This is a genomic window from Salinicoccus sp. Marseille-QA3875 (genome assembly GCF_054950095.1).
The window spans coordinates 44,498-64,520 of the sequence record NZ_CM143103.1 but is presented as its reverse complement, the minus strand read 5'-3'; the positions used below and the strand labels follow the sequence as shown (position 1 = coordinate 64,520).

At 43.7% G+C, this 20,023-nt stretch carries 18 protein-coding genes; 15 read left to right on the top strand and 3 right to left on the bottom strand.

From position 1 onward, the window contains the following. The first annotated feature begins 28 nt into the window (after nt 1-28). Nucleotides 29-1,141 (top strand): alanine dehydrogenase, encoded by a 1,113-nt coding sequence (gene ald, locus ACY8DT_RS00310; protein WP_462420983.1) that lies wholly within the window; start codon nt 29-31, stop codon nt 1,139-1,141. Between the two features lie 44 nt (nt 1,142-1,185). Here the strand turns inward: ald and ACY8DT_RS00305 are convergent, their stop codons facing one another. Together ACY8DT_RS00305 and ACY8DT_RS00300 are read right to left on the bottom strand one after the other, a co-directional pair. After that, nucleotides 1,186-2,325: an MFS transporter gene (locus ACY8DT_RS00305; RefSeq protein ID WP_462422293.1), complete on the bottom strand. Its 1,140-nt coding sequence runs from the start codon at nt 2,323-2,325 to the stop codon at nt 1,186-1,188. 74 nt (nt 2,326-2,399) lie between these two features. Next, nucleotides 2,400-2,978, bottom strand: coding sequence for a hypothetical protein (locus tag ACY8DT_RS00300; RefSeq protein WP_462420982.1), 579 nt, complete (start codon nt 2,976-2,978; stop codon nt 2,400-2,402). Nucleotides 2,979-3,104: 126 nt separating this feature from the next. Here ACY8DT_RS00300 and cysK point away from each other — a divergent pair, with 126 nt between their 5' ends. The 4 genes from cysK to ACY8DT_RS00280 all read left to right on the top strand — a co-directional run bounded on the left by cysK (nt 3,105) and on the right by ACY8DT_RS00280 (nt 6,803). Beyond that, entirely contained in the window at nt 3,105-4,022 is a 918-nt protein-coding gene (cysK, locus tag ACY8DT_RS00295) for a cysteine synthase A (RefSeq protein ID WP_462420981.1), read from the top strand. A gap of 147 nt (nt 4,023-4,169) precedes the next feature. Next, entirely contained in the window at nt 4,170-4,697 is a 528-nt protein-coding gene (locus ACY8DT_RS00290; RefSeq protein ID WP_462420980.1) for a GNAT family N-acetyltransferase, read from the top strand. A 49-nt stretch (nt 4,698-4,746) separates the two neighbouring features. Further along, the gene (locus tag ACY8DT_RS00285; protein WP_462420979.1) at nt 4,747-5,430 is read left to right on the top strand and encodes a metal-dependent hydrolase; all 684 of its coding nucleotides are present in this window, start codon (nt 4,747-4,749) and stop codon (nt 5,428-5,430) included. Nucleotides 5,431-5,531: 101 nt separating this feature from the next. Next, nucleotides 5,532-6,803, top strand: coding sequence for a DRTGG domain-containing protein (locus ACY8DT_RS00280; RefSeq protein WP_462420978.1), 1,272 nt, complete (start codon nt 5,532-5,534; stop codon nt 6,801-6,803). Between the two features lie 33 nt (nt 6,804-6,836). Here ACY8DT_RS00280 and ACY8DT_RS00275 read toward each other — a convergent pair whose 3' ends face one another. Continuing rightward, on the bottom strand, nt 6,837-7,190 hold the full coding sequence (locus ACY8DT_RS00275; RefSeq protein WP_462420977.1) for a YtpI family protein: 354 nt from the start codon (nt 7,188-7,190) through the stop codon (nt 6,837-6,839). Between the two features lie 76 nt (nt 7,191-7,266). Between ACY8DT_RS00275 and ACY8DT_RS00270 the strand changes: the two genes are divergently transcribed. The 10 genes from ACY8DT_RS00270 to ACY8DT_RS00225 all read left to right on the top strand — a co-directional run bounded on the left by ACY8DT_RS00270 (nt 7,267) and on the right by ACY8DT_RS00225 (nt 20,009). Beyond that, nucleotides 7,267-8,238 carry a DHH family phosphoesterase gene (locus ACY8DT_RS00270; protein WP_462420976.1) on the top strand — a complete coding sequence of 324 codons (972 nt, stop codon included), beginning with the start codon at nt 7,267-7,269 and terminating at the stop codon, nt 8,236-8,238. 17 nt (nt 8,239-8,255) lie between these two features. Further along, the gene (locus ACY8DT_RS00265) at nt 8,256-11,399 is read left to right on the top strand and encodes a DNA polymerase III subunit alpha (RefSeq protein WP_462420975.1); all 3,144 of its coding nucleotides are present in this window, start codon (nt 8,256-8,258) and stop codon (nt 11,397-11,399) included. A gap of 71 nt (nt 11,400-11,470) precedes the next feature. Beyond that, entirely contained in the window at nt 11,471-12,709 is a 1,239-nt protein-coding gene (ystJ, locus tag ACY8DT_RS00260) for an NADP-dependent malic enzyme (protein WP_462420974.1), read from the top strand. Then, nucleotides 12,702-13,115, top strand: a complete 414-nt coding sequence (locus tag ACY8DT_RS00255; protein ID WP_462420973.1) for a FadR/GntR family transcriptional regulator — start codon at nt 12,702-12,704, stop codon at nt 13,113-13,115. Before ystJ ends, ACY8DT_RS00255 begins: the two co-directional genes overlap by 8 nt. A gap of 26 nt (nt 13,116-13,141) precedes the next feature. Then, entirely contained in the window at nt 13,142-13,993 is an 852-nt protein-coding gene (gene accD / locus ACY8DT_RS00250) for an acetyl-CoA carboxylase, carboxyltransferase subunit beta (protein ID WP_462420972.1), read from the top strand. After that, entirely contained in the window at nt 13,993-14,946 is a 954-nt protein-coding gene (locus ACY8DT_RS00245; RefSeq protein WP_462420971.1) for an acetyl-CoA carboxylase carboxyltransferase subunit alpha, read from the top strand. Before accD ends, ACY8DT_RS00245 begins: the two co-directional genes overlap by 1 nt. 114 nt (nt 14,947-15,060) lie before the next feature. Further along, nucleotides 15,061-16,020, top strand: coding sequence for a 6-phosphofructokinase (pfkA, locus tag ACY8DT_RS00240; protein WP_462420970.1), 960 nt, complete (start codon nt 15,061-15,063; stop codon nt 16,018-16,020). A gap of 13 nt (nt 16,021-16,033) precedes the next feature. Then, nucleotides 16,034-17,794, top strand: coding sequence for a pyruvate kinase (gene pyk, locus ACY8DT_RS00235; protein ID WP_462420969.1), 1,761 nt, complete (start codon nt 16,034-16,036; stop codon nt 17,792-17,794). Between the two features lie 120 nt (nt 17,795-17,914). Further along, the gene (locus tag ACY8DT_RS00230; protein WP_462420968.1) at nt 17,915-18,658 is read left to right on the top strand and encodes a hypothetical protein; all 744 of its coding nucleotides are present in this window, start codon (nt 17,915-17,917) and stop codon (nt 18,656-18,658) included. Between the two features lie 235 nt (nt 18,659-18,893). Continuing rightward, on the top strand, nt 18,894-20,009 hold the full coding sequence (locus ACY8DT_RS00225; RefSeq protein WP_462420967.1) for a citrate synthase: 1,116 nt from the start codon (nt 18,894-18,896) through the stop codon (nt 20,007-20,009). Nucleotides 20,010-20,023: the final 14 nt, after the last annotated feature.

Below are 20,023 nucleotides of genomic sequence, written 5' to 3'. Positions count from 1 at the left end.
CTCAATTACAGAAGGGAGATGTTTTAGATTGATAATAGGCGTACCTAAAGAGATTAAGAATAACGAAAGCAGAGTCGGTTTGACTCCTGGCGGGGTGCATGCGTTTGTGACTGCAGGGCATACTGTAAAAGTTGAAGCCGGTGCTGGATCTGCTTCTTATTTCGAAGATCAGGATTACATAGATGCAGGAGCTGAAATAGCAGGTTCTGCAGGCGAAGCCTGGGATGCAGAAATGATCGTCAAGGTCAAAGAACCTTTGAAAGAGGAATATGATTATTTTAAAGAGGGCATGATTCTGTATACATTCCTTCACTTGGCTCCGGAAGTTGAACTGACTAAAGCTTTACTCGAAAAGAAAGTCGTTTCAATCGCTTATGAAACAATCCAGGCACCGAATGGTTCATTACCGCTGCTTGCACCGATGAGTGAAGTTGCGGGCAGAATGGCAACACAAATTGGAAGCGAATTCTTACAAAAGACTAAAGGCGGTAAAGGTATACTGCTTGCAGGTGTCCCAGGGGTGGAACGTGCAACAGTAACTATCATCGGGGGCGGAATGGCCGGTACAAACGCTGCTAAAATGGCGATCGGTCTTGGTGCCAGAGTCAACGTCCTTGACCTGAATCCACAGCGCCTGAGAGAGCTTGACGACCTGTTCGGTTCAGGCATCCAGACGATGATGTCATCACCACTCAACATTTCAAATGCGGTTAAAGAAAGTGACCTTGTCATCGGAGCGGTACTCATTCCGGGTGCAAGAGCGCCGAAACTTGTGTCTGAAGAAATGCTCAAATCAATGAGCCCGGGTTCCGTAGTCATCGATATCGCGATTGATCAGGGCGGTATTTTTGAAACGACGGACAAAGTCACGACACATGATGATCCGACTTATGTAAAACATGAAGTGGTGCATTACGCAGTGGCAAACATGCCGGGTGCAGTGCCACGTACATCAACAATCGCACTGACCAATGCAACGATGAACCTGGGTGTTCAGATCGCAAGCAAGGGGTACAAAAAAGCTGCTGAAGACAACCCGATGCTGCTTGGCGGCTTCAACACACTGGATGGCCATGTAACGTATAAAGCAGTGGCTGAAGCACAAAAGCTTGAATATAAAGATGTCACTGAAATACTGTAAACACAAAACGGACAATCATCTGAAGTGATGATTGTCCGTTTTTTTTACTCATTTGGCAGGAATCTGTTTTTATCTTCTATAAAATGAGTGATGACCATACATATCACGCCGAAGAACAACATGATACCCGCGATGATTGTAATCTGGGTGTAGTTCAAACCATTGGAAAGCAATAGGGAACCGAGTGTCGCACCGATTGAATTTGCCAGATTGAATACGGATGCTGCGAGTGTCCCCGCAAGTGCAGGTGCCGTAATGGCTGCAAAGATTATTTTCGAATTCAGCATCGGTGAAATGCCGAATGTGCCGAGTCCGAACAACCCTGAAGCGATAAATGCCAGTACTTGATTTTCCAGCATGAATGTAAAGAATATAAGTACAATTCCTAAAAATAAAAACGTCATGGTGACCGTGAAAGTCAGCCGCGACGGCTGGATATTGCCGGATGAGAAATTCCCGATCACGGCAAATGTTCCGAACATCAGCATGCTGAATGCGACGCCGAAATTGCCCATCCCCGTAATGTCCCTGAGCATGGGTTCAAGGAATGTGTATGCTGTAAAAACACCGGAATAGCCGAAAATGATGGTGAATATCAGAAGCAAGACATTCTTATCTTTGAAGACTGTCAGTTCATCCATAATTCTCGGTGCATTCTTGATTTTATAGTTCGGTGTGGTCAGGATAAGGCCGATCAATGTAATGATGCCGAGCAGTACGATAATCCAGAATACCGTTCTCCAACTCATGGCTGCACCGATGAATGAACCGAACGGTACACCGATCATGACTGAAATAACAAGACCGCCGTTGACCAGTGCGACTGCACCTGTCTTTTTATGCGGCTCCGAAATTGCCATTGCGAGACTCATCATGACCCCGAAAAAGGGTGCATGCATCGTTGCAGACAGCAGCCTTGAAAGAAGCAGGACTTCGAAGTTCGGTGCTGTCGCTGCGACAATATTGCTGACGATAAAAATAGAAGTTAAAATGATCAGCAGCAGTTTCGGTGAAAATCTTAATGTCAGTAGACGAATGACCGGCCCGAACACGGTGACGCTGAGTGCATACACACTTAAAAGCAGGCCGGTTGTTGCAATTTCGACATTCAGGTCGATCGCAAATTGTGTCAGCAGTCCGGTGACCACATATTCGGTCATGCCGACCGCAAACGTCCCAATCATAAAGACCGCAATGATGACATTGCGGGACGGGTTTTTAAATATTTCGAGCAAAGTGATTCCACCAATCTGTAGTTTTAAGGATGAATGTAGACCATATCGAATGGAATGCTCTTGATCAGTTCATCCCTTTTTTCTTCTGAAGACACCACCGGAATGATCTCAATCCTTTTTTTGGCATGGATTTTTATTTTCGCCAGCGGCTGCAGTTCACTGTAATTATTAAAATCGATATCTCTGATGTCGAACATCACGCCCGAAACATCGTATTCGATGAGTTCATCCAATATCTGGCTCTGCCTGAAATACGGGATTTTTGAAAATGAAGGGCCTATGATGAAGTGCTTATCACCGATCAGTTTAGATAACTCATTGACGAACATCGCATCGATATGATGATGGTTGTCTGTGAATATCTGATCTGTAATGTAGCCCTCGACATTTTTGAAATGTTTTATCGTTTCAAAAATGATATTTTTATGCATGAAAATATCTTCTTCTTCGAAATGATCCACACTCGTGAAGATTTCAACATCCGGGTTCAAAGCGCTCAGCATCTCAGGGAGGACCGGGTTCGGCGCATTGAAATTCTGCTGGGCCATCACCACAGATGGGTGTTCCGTATTTAAATCATGACTGTGAAACAGGGTTTTCATTTTATTCACCTCGAGAATATATTAACATATACACGGTTGGAATAAGAAGTTATAATTCCTACTTATTTGATATGCAAAATGATTTCATATATAATTTTAATGACTCTGATATAAAGGTGATAAAAAATGACACGATATAATGATATGACAGAATTAATTGGTAACACACCGGCAGTAAAATTAAACCGCGTAGTGCCGGAAGACTGTGCCGACATTTTTGTGAAGTTGGAATTCTTCAACCCAAGCAGAAGTGTTAAAGACCGTGCAGCTTATAACATGATAAAAAAGGCTGAGGAAGAGGGCGTCATCAAGCCGGGAGATACTCTGATCGAGCCGACAAGCGGCAACACTGGTATCGGTCTTGCGATGAATGCTGCGGCAAAAGGCTACAGGGCAATATTTGTACTGCCCGATAATATGACTGAAGAGCGTATTAATCTATTGAAAGCATACGGTGCAGAAGTCGTACTCACGCCGAGTGAAGAAAAGATGCCGGGCGCAATCAGAAAAGCGGAAGAGCTGAAGGAAGAGCTCCCAAATGCATTCATCCCGCAGCAGTTTGAAAACTATGCGAACCCTGACATCCACAGAACAACGACAGCATTTGAAATTTTAGAGCAGATGGATAATGATCTGGATGCGTTTGTCGCAACTTCAGGTACCGGCGGAACCATTACGGGTACGGGTGAGACGTTGAAAGAGAAGCTCCCAGGCCTGCATGTCGCTGTAGTCGAGCCAAGCGGATCACCAGTGTTATCCGGCGGTAAACCGGGCAAACATAAACTGGTGGGTACATCACCTGGTTTTGTGCCGATCATTTTGAATGAGGATGTTTACGACGAAATCATCCAGATTGATGATGACGATGCAGTGAACATGTTCAGAAGACTGGCTAAAGAAGAAGGTTTATTTGTCGGACCTTCTGCCGCAGCTGCGGTACATGCTGCAATCATGGTCGGGAAGAAACTCGGCAAAGGCAAAAGGATTTTATGCATCGCGCCTGACTCGGGTGAAAGATACTTGAGCATGGGACTGATCGAATAGTATAAGGTCTTTATTTATGAAAGTACGGACAGAATTCTGAAATGAAAAATCCATCCGGAAAAAGCGTTCATATCCGGCCAGAAACTTCCTAACCGTAAATTCTGTCCGGTTTTTTATTTTGAAGATATGCTTTAAGGAGAGTCGTATATGTTGGAGAAATTATATGAAAAAGACTTTGATGAAATATTTACAATATTGGAAGAAGCGTTCCCGCCAAGTGAAAGGCGTACAAAAGCTGATCAGAAAAAACTTATGGATTTGGAAGAATACAGTATTTTCGGCTTGAAAGAAAGAGGTAATCTGATTGGTTTTGTCGCAGAGTGGGAAGGGCCGGAATATCGCTTTGTCGAACATTTTGTAGTGGATGAGGCGTTTCGGGGAAATGGAGTCGGCTCGGGACTGTTGAATGATTATCATGATTTGAGCGACAAACCGGTTATACTGGAAGTCGAACCGCCTGAAAATGATGTCCAAAAGAAACGCATCAAGTTTTATGAGAAGAACGGCTATCACCTGAGTGAATACAGTTATGTACAACCGACAATCAATGCAGATATTAAAGGTGTGCCGCTGGTTTTGATGACTTATCCGGACGGATTGAATGACGACTTGTTTCTGACTTTGAAAGACTGGCTGTTCAGTACAGTTTATAATAGAGAAAAAATGATTAAATAATTCCTCTTTAGGGAAGAGTTTAAAAACAATCTCTATGGAGGGAAAATTCATGAATATTAGTTTTCATGGTCATTCTATTGTCTTAATTGAAAATAACGGTAAAAAAGCGATCATTGATCCGTTCATCAACGGTAATGAACTGACGGATCTGAAAGTGGAAGATGTGAAAGTCGATTATATTATTTTGACGCATGGGCATAACGACCATGTGGGTGATACGATTGAGATTGCCAAAAATAATAATGCGACAGTCATCGCGCCTGTTGAGCTTGCAGACCTAATGGACCAGAACGGTGTTGAAGCAGTAGGCATGAACATCGGCGGTACTGTCGACTTTGAAGCGGGGACCGTCAAAATGGTTCATGCATTCCATTCATCCAGCTTTACACACGACGATGGCACGATCCAGTATGCAGGCATGCCGACGGGTCTCATACTGAACATCGGGGGCAAGAAGATTTACCATGCCGGAGATACAGGACTTTTTGGCGACATGAAGCTGATCAGCGAAGTCAACGGACCGATAGATCTGCTGTTCGTACCGATCGGCGATCACTTTACGATGGGTATAGACGATGCTTCTTATGCATCAAATGAACTCATCAAACCGGGGATCGTTGTTCCGGTGCACTATGATACTTTCCCGCCGATTAAAACAGATGCCGGTAAATTCAAAGACAAGGTGAATGCGGACTGCCAGGTGCTCAAGCCCGGAGAGTCAGTTAAATTTTAATGAATGAGATTATGGATGACCTGCTGTAATGCAGGTCATTTTTTATGGGTCTTTATTATAAAATGATATTATATTCAGTATAATGGTCTTAAGGTGATGAAATGGTTAAAGCAAAATCAAAGTTGGAAATAATAATAGAATATATAAAAGGGCTGCCTGAAGGGACGAAGATTTCCGTAAGGCAGGTTTCGAGCTATTTGGACGTATCGGAAGGGACGAGTTACCGGGCGATCAAACAGGCTGAAAAAGAGGGACTTGTGAAAACGATTGAGCGTGTCGGGACAATCCGTATCATAAAAAGAGAGGATCATATCGTCGGCAACCTCACTTTTGAACAGGTCAACCGGGTGATTCAGGGCACTGTGCTTACAGGCGCATCATATTTGAGCCGTGAAATCAGCCGTTTTATCATAGGCGCGATGAGGACCGAGGAAATCGAAAAATATTTGGAAGACAGTGCTTTTCTGATCGTCGGCAACAGGGAAGATGCTCAGCTGAGAGCGATAAATAACGGTGCCGGCATTTTGATAACAGGCGGTTTCGGCGCTTCCAGAGAAATTTTGAAAAAAGCTGAAACGAACGGTGTGCCGGTGATTTCCACCGAGCATGATACGTTCAGCATTGCTTCCATCATCCATCGGGAGTTGTACAGTATGTCGCTGATCAGTGAAGTCATTACCGCGAATGACCTGATGATTAAGCAGAGTGACTACTCCTTTGATCTGAGCGGGGATTCCTCCCGTTTTGTCTCCAATGATAAAATCACTTTTTTAGTCGAGGGCGACCGGTTTTTAGGCACTTTAAAATCACAGGATATCCATTCGATCAATAAGGATAACTATAAAAATTATCTGCACCAGGATATTCACGTGCTTCCGAATACGACGATACAGAGTCTGAGACAGCTGATGACATGGCACCAGCTGAATATCATACCTGTCGTGAATGACTCACAAAGATTGGTCGGCGTTGTCCACAGACGGGAGGTCTTCAAAGACATTACGCCGCATAAGCTGCAGACAGGCATGTCCACAGAAGAAACGATCGATCGTGAAATCACAATTAAAGAAGATTCCATCCATATGAAAGTGCTGCCGTTCATGACGGATGAGTTCGGTACACTCACACAGACAGGCTTTATGCGCCTTGTCGAGAGGATGATCATGACACTGCTCAATGACTACGACATCATGAACTACCACATCGACTCCATGAATATGACAAACCTGAAACTCGTGCAGATCAACCAGCACATCCAGCTGAAAGGTGAAATCCTCGATCTCGGCGGACAGTATATCAAACTTGAAGTCAAAACGATTACAGCCGGCGTCGTCTATAACAAAGTCGGCATCATGGTGCAGTATTTCAAATAAAAAAACCAGCAGATATATTCTGCTGGTCATTTTCTACTTGTTTCTGTTTTTGTTTTTCTCAAATTCTTCCCAGGCTTTTTCTTCAATAGGCAGGTTTCCTTTAAACTTTTTGCGTGCTTTATTGAAATACCAGATATTATAAGCACCAATGACGATAAACAGGATACCCACTATGTAAGAAACTGCCGTACCGAACTGGATGATTGAATTGAGTCCAAAACTCAACATCATGATGCCCAGCCAGATTCTTGAAATACTGTTGTAGTAAACAGTACGCACTTCACGGTTGGTCCGGAACTGCCTGATCTTATACAGGATGAACATGAAGAGTGAGACTAACAAAAGGGTAACAAGTGCTGAAACGATTATTTGATACGCTAGTTCCATCGGTTACAACTCCATTCCTCATGTAGTATAATATTTTATAATTACTTAGTAAATCATTTTAAAGGGAGAATTCACTTTGTTCACAAATTATATAAAAGATTACACGTCCATAAAAGATAATTACAAAGATATTTTGAACATGATCAACCAGTATGAGCATATCATCATTTATAGACATGTCAGACCGGATCCCGATGCATACGGTGCTCAGCTGGGATTAAAGGAAATCATCAAAAACATATTTCCTAATAAAACGATCAGCGCGCTCGGGGAAAGTGAACCGAGCCTTGATTTTCTGGGCACGATGGATATCGCAGAAATACGGGATGATGCTTTATACATCGTCGTCGATACGGCAAACCATGACAGGATTGACGGTGATATTCCTGACGGCGCTAAAGTGATAAAGATCGACCACCACCCGGATCATGATCCATTCGGTGATATCAACCTTGTTGAAACAAGTGTATCTTCGACGTCCGAACTGCTTTATCTGATTGCGAACCTGTGGGGCTACAATAATGACTTCATCAACGATGAAGCTGCGAAACTGCTATACATGGGCATCGTCGGAGATACCGGCAGATTTTTATTCAACAATACGACGGGTATGACGCATTATGTTGCCTCGGAACTTAAACAATACGACTTTGATTCGACTTCTTTGATTCAGGAGATGAACAGGACGTCGATAGAATCATTCAGATTCAAAGGCCATCTGATCAGCAATTTCAACTTGAGACCGAGTGGTGTGCTGCACACTTTCGTCAGCCGTGAGGATTTGAAAGAGTTTGGTGTGTCCGGCAATGAAGCGAGTCTTTCCGTCAACTTATACAGAGACATTGATAATGTAAAAATATGGTTCATGGCAATCGAGGAAGAAGATGAAATCAGAGTCAGACTGCGTTCTAAATCTGTCATCATCAATGATGTCGCCAACCAGTTCGGCGGCGGGGGACATCCGCTCGCCTCAGGCATAAAACTCAATGATAAAAACGAAATAGAAACTTTGGTGAAGGCTCTGGAAGACAAAATCGAAAATAACTAATTTGGGGGGATCTGTAAATGATCAATTTAAATATCCATTCGAGTTATGAATTTTTAGCCAGCAATATACAAATTGATCCTCTTTTAAAACTCCTGAAAGACGATAATCAGAGTGCGGTGGCCATTACGGACCTGAATCATATGCACGGCATATACCAGCTCCTGAAAAAAGCGCCGGAATATAATATTAAACCTGTTGTCGGCATGGAAGTGCTTGTCGATGACGGGCTCAGCGGTATCCCTTTAATTTTGCTTGCCAAAAATAATAAGGGATATCAGTCTTTAATCAGGATATCCGCAATGTTGTCCTATAAAGATATAACGAGAACACCATTCCAATTTTTAAAGAACAACACGAATGATCTGGTCATTATTGCGGTGACGGATGAAGGCACCGGACTGCTCGGGGAACTCACAAAAGTGAGTGATGAAGACAAATATATATCGCAGCGGACGGGATATGCAGATTATAAGAGAGCATTCCTACACAGTGCACGCTACATGAGAAAAGAAGACAGGAAAGCACTCAAAGTGCTGAATGCGATCCGGGATAATGACAGGCTGGAAGCACATGACCTGACTGCAGTTTCAGGTGATGAGCATGTCCTGAAAAAGGAAGATATTACTGAGGAAATAGAACCGTTCATACAAGTGAATGAAGAGATTGTCGAAAAATGCAATGTGTCAATGCCTAAAGTTACTACGACACTGCCTCATTTTCCGCACCCCGATAATGATGATTCAGATGAGTATTTATGGCGGCAGCTGATGAACAGACTGGTTGAGAAGACAGACGGCACTGAAGAATATGAAGAACGGCTGCAGTATGAATTCGATGTCATTACAAAAATGGGATACTCGGATTATTTCCTGATTGTCAGTGATGCTGTCAACTATGCCAAAAATAATGATATCTACGTCGGGCCGGGCAGGGGGTCCTCAAGTGCGAGCCTTGTCTCATACCTTTTAAATATCACTGAAGTGGACCCGCTCAAATATAATCTTCTGTTTGAACGTTTCCTCAACCCCGCGCGAGTCACTATGCCGGACATCGATATCGATTTCGAAGATACGAACAGAGATAAGATGGTCACTTATTTAAATGACAAATACGGACAGATGAATGTGTCGAACATCATTACATACGGTACGCTCAGCGCCAAGATGGCAGCAAGAGATGTCGGACGTGTACTGAAATTCAGTGACGATACACTTAAGTATATTTCAAATATGATAGGGACCGAACAAAGCGTCAGCCTGACAGAAGCATTCAACAGCCAGGCGTTTAAAAAGCTGGCGGCCTCGGATGATAAATATGCAGTGTATAAAGACATCTGCCTGTCCATTGAAGGGCTGCCGAGACACTCATCGACCCACGCAGCGGGTGTTCTGGTCAGTGCGGATAAACTGACTGAGAAAGTGCCGATCATGTTTACAGAAGGGCACACGATCAGCCAGTGGACAATGAACGAAGTGGAAGCAGTCGGACTGCTTAAAATTGACGTTCTGGGCCTCCGAAACCTGACGCTGATCAGAAGAATGGTCAATATGATTTCATATCAAGGTGAAAGAATCGATATTCATAATCTTAAAGAAGACCCGAGAGTGTATAAAATGTTGAGCCACGGCCTCGGTCTCGGGGTATTCCAATTGGAATCGCCAGGTATCCGTAAAGTGCTGAGAGAAGTGAATCCGACAGAATTCATGGACCTGGCAGCGGTGCTTGCACTATACAGGCCAGGCCCGATGAAGGAGATTCCGAACTTCGTCCGCGGAAAACACCAGCCCGAAACCGTGACTTATCCTCATGAGGATATCAAAGAGATTTTGCGGGAGACGAACGGCGTCATCGTCTATCAGGAACAGATCATGCTGATAGCGAGCCAGATTGCTGGATACTCGTATGCAGAAGCAGACATATTAAGGCGCGCCATGAGTAAGAAAGACCGTGAGACACTGCTGAAAGAGAAGGAGAAATTTCTGGGCGGTGCCAAAAATAACGGTTACGCAGCGGCGCTTGGAGAGCATATATTTGAGCTGATACTGAAGTTTGCCGATTACGGTTTTCCTAAAAGCCATGCGGTCGCATATTCGAAAATCGCATATATCATGGCTTACATAAAAACACTTTATCCCGCCATTTTCTATGCGGTCATTTTAATGCAGAATATCGGTAATCATGCAAAAATCATCGAGCTTTTCGAAGAAATGAAAATATTGAAAGTGAAAATCCATCCTCCGGATATAAATCGTTCAAGAAGTGGCAATACCGTTGATGACGGCGTATTGCTCGGCTTGAGCATGATTGAAGGCGTCACATACAAAGTGGCCGAATCGATCATGCAAGCAAGAAAAGACGGCGATTTCAAAGATATATATGATTTGAAGACGAGGGTGGACAGCAACCTGTCTGAGAAAATACTGCGCAATCTGATTTTGTCTGGTGCCCTGGATGCCTTTGAAGAGAACAGGAAGACAATGCTTCAGTCACTCGCGAACTTAAAGGATATCAACTCAGAAGAATTCTCGCATAACTCCTTTTTAAGCGCCCTGGGCTTCAATGTCAAAAAAGAATACCAGTATGCCGAAGAGATGAGCCAGATGGAAAAGATAGAGGGTGAAAAAACAGCACTCGGTTTTTATTTGTCCAGTCATCCGATCAAGCTCATTCAGAGAGAGAACCAGCTGATCCCGTTCAACATGTTCAGCCAGCAGAAGAATTACGGCACATACCTCGTTTTTCTGGATGAGCTCAAAGTCATCAAAACAAAGAAAGGGCAGAATATGGCTTTTGCAAAAATAACGGACGGCATGATGGACATGGATGCCGTCATCTTTCCGAACGTCTACTTCACCGATCATCCGAAGCTGACTTCAAAAGCACTCGTTGTAAAGGGCAGACTGGATGAACGGAAAGGACAGCCGCAGCTGATCATCGAAAAGGTGGATGAGCTGGAGATTTTCAAAGATGAGTATTTAAGACGTATAAAAAAAATTTATGTAAGAAATAAAAACCGGTATGACTTCGATGAACTCCTTGGTGAGAAGGGGATTGTCATCTACTCGTTCGAAGACGGAAGAAGTCTCGGCAATATAGAAACAAACCGGCTGAATGAGCTGCAGGAAAGAATTAATCCAAATGATTTGAGATTTATGACCTAAGTTGTTGTGTATCCGGGAATATTTTGATATATTACAGTGGTATGACCACCAAACGAAGAGGGGTAGATTTAATGTCTTTAAGAGATGATGCACTGCATATGCACAAAATCAACCAGGGAAAACTGAGTGTAAACTCGAAAGTTGAGTTGAAAGATAAGACAGATTTAAGCCTGGCATATTCACCGGGAGTCGCCGAGCCCTGCAAAGAGATATATGAAGATCCGAATACAATATTCGATTACACCATCAAGGGGAATACCGTCGGCGTCGTAACCGACGGTTCTGCTGTGCTCGGCCTGGGCAATATTGGTGCGAAAGCAAGTCTGCCGGTAATGGAAGGGAAAAGTGTATTGTTGAAATCATTTGCAGGTGTAGACTCTTTTCCAATCGCATTGGAAACGAATGATGTGGATGAAATCGTCAATACGGTAAAACTGATGACGCCTGTTTTTGGTGGTATAAACTTAGAAGATATATCAGCGCCAAGATGCTTCGAGATCGAAGAAAGATTGAAAAAGGAAACGGACATACCCGTATTCCATGATGATCAGCACGGTACGGCAATCGTCACGGTCAGCGGACTTCTCAATGCATTAAAGCTGACCGGACGTTCTTTCAATAAAATAAAAGTCGTATTGAACGGTGCGGGTGCAGCAGGTGTGGCCATCGTCAAACTGCTTAACAGTTTCGGTGTCAAAAATCTGATCATGTGTGATTCAAGAGGTGCAATATACGAAGGGCGTCCAAACGGCATGAATCCTGTCAAAGAAAAAATCAGCAAGCATACAAATTTGAATAACGAGCAGGGCTCACTGGAAGAAGTGATCAAAGACGCCGATGTGTTCATCGGAGTGTCGGTTGCGGATGCGCTGACAGCGGACATGGTCAAAACGATGGCGGATGATGCAATCATTTTTGCCATGGCAAACCCGAACCCCGAAATCATGCCGGATACTGCACACTCGGCAGGCGCAAAAGTCGTCGGAACGGGCAGAAGTGATTTCCCGAACCAGATCAATAACGTGCTGGCATTTCCGGGTATATTCAGAGGTGCACTGGATGTACAGGCAACACATATCAATGAGGATATGAAAAAGGCCGCTGTACGAGCGATTGCGGATCTGATCCATGAGGATGAACTGAGCAGTGATTATGTCATTCCGGACCCGTTCAATAAATATGTCGCACCGGAAGTCGCAATGGCTGTGGCAGAAGCTGCAATGGATTCAGGCGTCAGCAGAATAAAAATCGATTCAAAGTCAGTGTATGAAAAAACACTGAAATTGACTGAGACGGTAGAAAATGACTGAGAAAAAAGGACTTGAGTCTGTTATTGAAGAAATCTATATGATCATCGATAAGGAACAGATGCAGGTTGGACAAAAACTCCCGAGCGAAAGATATTTGAGTGAAAATTTGAATGTCAGCAGACAGAGCGTAAGAGAAGCTTTAAGAGCGCTTGAGTTTCTTGGCATCATCTATGTGAAAAGAGGCGAGGGGACTTACCTTGCCGATATAGACAGCCACCAGCTCTTCGAACTCATTGCCAAGTATCTTGTCCGGACGGACAAACAGCGCAGGGAACTATTGGAATTTCAAAAGATGATGGAAGATTATGTTGAAGAGAAAACGGATGAAAAAAGTACTGTGATGTCATATGACAATAAAATCATGAGAAAGATATATGTGATTTTAAAGAAATATACAGGACAATAAGCGGTAAAAAAATGGGGAATTATACTATGTTAAAAGATTTATTTTTCAAGTTGAATAAAAAAGTGAATGATAAAAAAGAGCCGGGTGTTTTTGAATCGAATGAATCAATCATTACGAAGTGTCCAAACTGTAAGAAAATCCTTTATTCCAAAGAGTTATATAAACGTCTGAATGTCTGCTCAAACTGTGACCATCATCTGATGATTACAAGCACTGATCGCATGGAGGCACTGTTGGACGAAGATTCAGGTACAGCTCTGTTCGAAGGGGTTACGTCTGTAAACCCCCTCGAATTTCCGAACTACGAGTCAAAGCTTGAAAAAGATAAGGAAAAGACAGGACTGAATGAAGCAGTTATTGTTCACGAAGGCACCATTGATGGATCTCCGGTAGTCATTGCCATAATGGACCCGAGATTCCGTATGGGAAGCATGGGTTCTGCCGTCGGTGAAAAATTGGCCAGAGCATTCAATCATGCTACAGAAAAACGTATGCCTGTCATTGTCTTTACGGCGAGCGGCGGCGCGAGGATGCAGGAAGGCATCATCTCGCTTATGCAGATGGCCAAAGTCAGCGTTGCTGTTGAGAAGCATAATAACGCAGGTCTCCTGTACATCGCATATATGACGAACCCGACAACAGGCGGCGTATCGGCAAGTTTTGCTTCAGTCGGCGATATCAATCTGGCTGAAAAAGGCGCCCTGATCGGATTTGCAGGTCGCAGAGTAATTGAAGAGACGATCAAGGAAAAATTGCCGGATGATTTTCAGACGGCTGAATTTCTATTGAAACACGGGCAGCTTGATGAAGTTGTCGACAGACGGGATATGAAAGATTATTTAAGTAAAATTCTAATGATGCACAGCGAGGTGAAATAATGGCTTTCGACTTTGAAAAACCACTCGAGGAGTTACAGGAAAAGATAAAAGAACTTGAAAAGTATGCATCAAAGAACAAACTGGATCTTGCCAAGGAAATCAGTTTTCTTGAGAATAAGCTGGAAGATAAGAAAAGAGAAATCTATTCGAATCTTACGCCGTGGCAGAGAGTTGAAATTGCCCGGTATATCCATCGTCCGACAACTCTCGAATTCATTGAAATATTATTTGAAAATTTCACCGAGTTTTACGGCGACAGAGTCTACACCGATGACCACGCAATTGTCGGCGGCATCGCAACTTATAAGGATATTCCTGTAACAGTCATCGGCCATCAGCGCGGCAGGGATACAAAAGGGAATATCAAGCGCAACTTCGGTATGGCACATCCGGACGGGTACAGAAAAGCACTGAGATTGATGAAACAGGCAGATAAATTCAACCGCCCAATCATCTGTTTTATAGATACTAAAGGTGCATATCCCGGTAAAGCGGCCGAAGAGCGCGGCCAGAGTGAATCAATCGCACGCAACCTGGTTGAGATGGCAGGCCTGAAAGTGCCGGTAATCAGTATCGTCATCGGGGAAGGCGGCTCCGGCGGTGCACTGGCACTCGGTGTGTGCAACCGTCTTTTGATGCTTGAGAATGCCACTTACTCTGTCATTTCCCCGGAAGGCGCTGCAAGTATTCTGTTCAAAGACGCCTCCTTGAAGGAAATCGCTGCGGAATCATTGAAGATTACAGCAGGCGACCTTAAAGATCTGGGTATTGCGGACGCTGTGATCAAAGAACCTGACGGCGGCGCTCATGAAGACAAGGAATTCGTCTTTAAAAGTCTTGATGAAACACTTCATGACTACTTGGCCGAGCTGTCCAAATTATCAGCTGACGAACTTGTGGACGACCGTTTCAACAAGTATATGTCTATCGGAGAATACAAGGAACTCACGTAAGCAACCTGAAAATGGTTGCTTTTTTTATTCCTGTTATTTTCTTGTTACAATATGATGGATAGATTAAATTGTATATGCTATTTTTAAAGTAAGAAACAGAGATGGGGGCTATATATGAAGAAAATTGCAGTATTGACAAGTGGTGGAGATTCCCCTGGAATGAATGCCGCCATAAGATCTGTAGTCAGAAAAAGTATTTTTGAAGGATATGAAGTATATGGTATTTATCAGGGGTTTCAGGGCCTGATCAATGATAATATAGAAAAGCTGGAACTCGGTGATGTCGGTGACATCATCCAAAGAGGGGGGACGAAGCTCTTCAGTGCAAGGTGTCCGGAATTCATCGATGCCGGTGTACGGATGCAGGGGGTTGAGAACCTTAAGAAATATGGTATCGACTCATTGGTTGTCATCGGCGGTGACGGCAGCTACAGGGGGGCGCAAAGACTGGATGAAGAAGGTATCAACACCATCGGTGTGCCAGGAACGATTGATAATGATATCAACGGAACGGATTTCACCATCGGTTTCGATACTGCATTGAATACGATTGTTGATGCAGTGGATAGAATCAGGGACACTGCAACGAGCCATGAAAGAACATTCATCATAGAAGTGATGGGCCGGGATGCGGGGGACCTCGCGCTTTGGGCCGGTCTCGCAGGCGGTGCGGAAACAATTTTGATACCTGAAGCGGCAGCGGATATAAAAGGTGTTGCTGAACGTATTGAAACAGGGATGAACCGTGGAAAAAAACATTCCATCATCATCGTTGCCGAAGGCGTCATGTCTGCACAGGAGTGTGGTGCGGAGCTCAGAAAATATATCAATGTGGACACGAGAGAAAGCGTCCTCGGCCATATGCAGCGCGGCGGCAAACCGACGGGCAACGACAGAGTGCTGGCTTCAAGACTGGGCGCCCTCGCCGTGGATTTATTGAAGGATGGAATTTCAGGGTGTGCCGTCGGTATAGAGAATAACAAGCTTGTTGAAACGAAATTTGATAAAATATTTGATGAGAAACACCAGATAGACAGAGCACTATATAAACTTTCACAGGAGTTATCAATTTAGGAGGATATTATTAATGAGAAAAACAAAGATTGTTTGTACAATTGGACCTGCATCAGAATCACCGGAAATGTTGGAAAAATTAATGACGGAAGGTATGAACGTTGCAAGACTGAACTTTTCACATGGTGATCACGAAGAACATGCAGCACGTATTAAAAACATCAGACATGTCGCCTCAAAATTGGATAAAACAGTCGGTATCCTGCTGGACACCAAAGGTCCTGAAATGAGAACGCACTCAATGGAAAATGGTGAGGTTGAACTGAAAAGAGGTCAGGCGATCACGGTTTCCATGAAAGAAGTGACGGGGACATCAGAGAAGTTTTCAATCTCCTACGAAGGTCTGATCAACGACGTCGATACAGCAGACAGGATTTTACTTGATGACGGACTGGTTGAACTGAAAATAAAAGAAATAGATAAAGATGACGGAGAGATACACTGTGAAGTTTTAAACGACGGGCTTCTTAAAAATAAAAAAGGCGTCAACGTACCGGGTGTATCGGTCAACCTGCCGGGCATCACTGAAAAGGACGAGAGTGACATCCTTTTCGGAATCGGACAGAAGGTCGATTTCATAGCGGCAAGTTTCATAAGAAGAAACAAAGACGTTCTTGAAATACGTGAATTGCTGGAAAAAAATGATGGTGACTATATCAATATCATTCCTAAAATCGAAAACCAGGAAGGAATCGACAATATTGATTCAATTCTTGAAGTGTCCGACGGTCTGATGGTGGCCAGGGGGGACCTGGGTGTTGAAATTCCGCCGGAATCAGTGCCGATGGTGCAGAAAGAACTGATTAAAAAATGTAACCTCATCGGTAAGCCGGTAATTACAGCGACACAGATGCTGGATTCAATGCAGGTGAATCCGAGATGTACACGTGCTGAAGCAAGTGATGTGGCCAATGCGATCTATGACGGTTCGGATGCCGTCATGCTGAGCGGAGAAACGGCAGCCGGAGACTATCCGGTGGAAGCAGTCAGAACAATGGCCTCAATCGCAGTTTCTGCTGAAGAAGCACAGGATTATAAAAAGCTCCTATCAGACAGGACGAAAATCCAGCAGACGAATCTGGTGACGGCAATCGGTGTTTCTGTTGCCCACACCGCGCTGAATTTGAATCCGAAAGCAATTGTTGCGGCAACGGAATCCGGCCATACAGCACAGATCATTGCAAAATATAGACCGAAAGCGGATATTATCGCAGTCACACCTTATGGTCATGTAGCAAGGCAGCTCGAACTTGTATGGGGCGTGCAGCCGATTGTCGAAGATGCAACAAAAGATACGGATACACTCTTAAACACTTCAGTATCCGCCTCGCTTGATAGAGGATATGCAAACTATGGCGATCTGCTGATCATCACTGCAGGTGTTCCGACTGGTCAGGCAGGAACGACGAACCTGATGAAACTTCATGTGGTTGAAGATGTATTGATCAAGGCACAGGGTATCGGCAGAAGAAGTACTGTGGCTGAAGTGGTTACGGCAGACGATCTTGCAGAACTGAAGTCGAAAGATGTCAAGGGCAAGATAGTAGTACTCACTTCCGTCCAGTCCGAAATGACGGAACTGCTTGAAGAAGCGGCCGGTCTTATCACTGTGGAGGGCGGACTCACATCACACGGTGCAATTATCGGTCTGAATCTGGGACTGGCTACAATAGTCGGTGCCAAAAATGCGTTTGATATATTGAAGGACGGCGATCTCGTAACATTAGATGCTGCACAGAATTCCATTTACAGCGGCCATGCAAACGTACTTTAATACTCCTGATCCACCCCATTACCGTAGTAGACGGCGGATGGGGTGTTTTTACAGATGTTAATTCAAGAATTTGTTTCCCTCTAAATTTTTCACTGGTATAATGATTTTGAGGTGTTGACTATGAATAAAAAATTATTAACGACTATGATGCTTGGATTCCTGCTATTGCTTTCAGCATGTAACGGCAATACTGAAAGTGATTCTGAATCCGGCGAAGAAGGAAATTCCGAAGAACAGCCGTCAGAAACAGAAGAATCCGGCGAAGCTTCTGTACTTTCCGCAGATGAACTGATTGACGGCGCACAGGAGAATTGGGCGGATACCGAAAGTTATGAACTCAATCAGATATATGTGATTGAGAACCGTGAAGACTCAAATCCAATCAGGACAATTACCACACACAGCGACCAGAATGAACTTAAAATCGCCGTCAACAGCGATGATCTGACAACCACCCACTACATCATCGACGGGGAGCATTACATCTACAAAGGTGAGGAACTGGAACTTCAGGATGGAGAGGTGGATATTGAAAATTCCACCTACAGTGATCTGCTCAGCCAGCTCGACAACTACAGGTCCGGCGAAGTCACTGAAACAGAAAATGGCTACTCGCTTGATGTGCAGTTTGAAAACCAGGAAGACGCGAGTGCTTTATTGTCGGAAGATGCTGCCGGCATCATCGAGGACGGTGACGACGTTTCCGGCGGACTGACGCTGACATTCGACGATGAGTACAAATATGACGGGGGAGAACTGACAGCGGTGATAAGCAGTGACGGCGAAGAATACGAGCTTTCATCGACCATATCCATTGAAAGGATAGGCAACATTCCTGTCATCGAAAAACCGAGCGGAATGTAATACATGTTAGAATAAGCAGAAGTTATCTTTATCTATAAGATAATTAAACATTACTTATCATAGTGGAGAATTTTGAATACTCCATTAAAAAAGCTTTAATGATAGCTTTTGAGAGCTTTTATGTAAACACTTTCACAAAGATGGACGGTCTAATGAATTATTCACAATATATTATTCTTTGATATAATAAGAGAAACTATAAATATTTCTATAGTAATTTAGAGGAGGATTTAAAATGCCTGAGAACAAAGGTTTAGAAGGGGTAGTTGTTGCTAATTCCAAAATCAGTTCAATCATCGGTTCACAATTGACATACGGTGGTTATGAAATTGATGATCTTGCTGAAAATGCCCTGTTTGAAGAAGTGGTTTATCTGTTATGGAATGATAAACTTCCAAACAAACAGGAGTTGGAAGCATTCAATAAAGAACTGTTTGATCTGATGAGTTTGGATGACAACATTTATAAGCATTTTGAATTATACCCGCTTGATAAAGTACATCCTATGTCGGCGGTCAGAACGGGTCTTTCATTGACGGCTCATTATGATGAAAATGCTGAAGACAAATCATTGGAGGCATCACAGCAGAAAGCGGTGCGTATTCTTGCACAGCTCCCTGCACTTGTTGCAGCATTTGCACGTATCCGTAATGGCAAGGATGTTGTAAAACCTAAAGAAGGGCTGAACTATGCAGCGAACTTCCTGTACATGCTGAACGGTAAAGAACCGACAGATACAGAAGTGGAAGCGATGAATAAAGTACTTGTGCTGCATGCAGACCATGAACTGAATGCTTCAACATTCACTGCACGTGTGTGTGTGGGAACGGAATCGGATGTCTATTCCGGTGTTACTGCTGCGATTGGTGCACTTAAAGGCCCACTTCACGGCGGTGCGAACGAACAGGTGATGGCGATGCTGAAAGATATCGGCACACTGGATAATGCTGACAGCTATATCCAAAAGAAACTTGATAACAAAGAAAAAATCATGGGAATGGGGCACAGAGTTTATAAAGACGGCGACCCTCGTGCGAAATATTTAAAAGAAATGTCTAAAAAACTGACAGACGAAAGCGGCAACAGCGAACTGTTTGATATTTCAACAAGAATCGCTGAAATCGTCAAAGAAGAAAAAGGTCTGCTGCCGAACGTTGACTTCTACAGTGCGACTGTATATCACTCTATGGGCATTGAATCAGATCTCTTCACGCCAATCTTTGCAATCAGCCGTGCTTCAGGCTGGACTGCGCATATATTGGAACAGTATGCAGACAACAGACTGATCAGACCGAGAGCAGAATATATCGGTGCAACAGACAGAAAATATGAACCAATCGAAAATAGATAATATGGAGGAAAATT

What these genes read in the sequence shown, in the direction of transcription:
- ACY8DT_RS00305 (WP_462422293.1), bottom strand. Translation starts at nt 2,325, where the DNA reads ATGATTGGGACGTTTGCGGTCGGCATGACCGAATATGTGGTCACCGGA.
- ACY8DT_RS00300 (WP_462420982.1), bottom strand. Translation starts at nt 2,978, where the DNA reads ATGAAAACCCTGTTTCACAGTCATGATTTAAATACGGAACACCCATCT.
- cysK (WP_462420981.1), top strand. Translation starts at nt 3,105, where the DNA reads ATGACACGATATAATGATATGACAGAATTAATTGGTAACACACCGGCA.
- ACY8DT_RS00290 (WP_462420980.1), top strand. Translation starts at nt 4,170, where the DNA reads ATGTTGGAGAAATTATATGAAAAAGACTTTGATGAAATATTTACAATA.
- ACY8DT_RS00285 (WP_462420979.1), top strand. Translation starts at nt 4,747, where the DNA reads ATGAATATTAGTTTTCATGGTCATTCTATTGTCTTAATTGAAAATAAC.
- ACY8DT_RS00280 (WP_462420978.1), top strand. Translation starts at nt 5,532, where the DNA reads ATGGTTAAAGCAAAATCAAAGTTGGAAATAATAATAGAATATATAAAA.
- ACY8DT_RS00275 (WP_462420977.1), bottom strand. Translation starts at nt 7,190, where the DNA reads ATGGAACTAGCGTATCAAATAATCGTTTCAGCACTTGTTACCCTTTTG.
- ACY8DT_RS00265 (WP_462420975.1), top strand. Translation starts at nt 8,256, where the DNA reads ATGATCAATTTAAATATCCATTCGAGTTATGAATTTTTAGCCAGCAAT.
- ystJ (WP_462420974.1), top strand. Translation starts at nt 11,471, where the DNA reads ATGTCTTTAAGAGATGATGCACTGCATATGCACAAAATCAACCAGGGA.
- ACY8DT_RS00255 (WP_462420973.1), top strand. Translation starts at nt 12,702, where the DNA reads ATGACTGAGAAAAAAGGACTTGAGTCTGTTATTGAAGAAATCTATATG.
- accD (WP_462420972.1), top strand. Translation starts at nt 13,142, where the DNA reads ATGTTAAAAGATTTATTTTTCAAGTTGAATAAAAAAGTGAATGATAAA.
- ACY8DT_RS00245 (WP_462420971.1), top strand. Translation starts at nt 13,993, where the DNA reads ATGGCTTTCGACTTTGAAAAACCACTCGAGGAGTTACAGGAAAAGATA.
- pfkA (WP_462420970.1), top strand. Translation starts at nt 15,061, where the DNA reads ATGAAGAAAATTGCAGTATTGACAAGTGGTGGAGATTCCCCTGGAATG.
- pyk (WP_462420969.1), top strand. Translation starts at nt 16,034, where the DNA reads ATGAGAAAAACAAAGATTGTTTGTACAATTGGACCTGCATCAGAATCA.
- ACY8DT_RS00230 (WP_462420968.1), top strand. Translation starts at nt 17,915, where the DNA reads ATGAATAAAAAATTATTAACGACTATGATGCTTGGATTCCTGCTATTG.
- ACY8DT_RS00225 (WP_462420967.1), top strand. Translation starts at nt 18,894, where the DNA reads ATGCCTGAGAACAAAGGTTTAGAAGGGGTAGTTGTTGCTAATTCCAAA.